The sequence below is a fragment of the Crenobacter sp. CS_VA4 genome (assembly GCF_055597485.1).
This window is the reverse complement of the sequence record NZ_JBVMAE010000183.1, coordinates 1-243: the sequence shown is the minus strand read 5'-3', so window position 1 is coordinate 243 and position 243 is coordinate 1. Positions and strand designations below refer to the sequence as shown.

The 243-nt window shown below is 67.5% G+C and carries 1 protein-coding gene; it reads left to right on the top strand.

Going from position 1 to position 243, the window contains the following annotated elements; all coding sequences use genetic code 11:
- Nucleotides 1–243 (top strand): hypothetical protein (locus ACZ2IA_RS23225; RefSeq protein ID WP_470294938.1); only part of this gene is annotated, 243 nt, incomplete at both ends.

Genomic DNA, 243 nt, shown 5'->3' with positions numbered 1-243 from the left:
ATCCCGTGCGCACCAAGCGCACGACCGGTCTCGCTTTCGAGATCACCAGCAACGGCGTCGAGCACGTTGCGATCACCCCGTCTGGAGAGACCGTCACCGAGACGGACGGCAAGGTGCCGGTCGGTACGGTCGGTGAGCACATCGTCTGGGCAACCCCGTACACGGCGAATATGGGCGTGCAGGCGTTCCCCGTCGCGGATGTCCCCTGGGAGCTCGCGACGCTCCAGGCGTCCGATGGGCGCG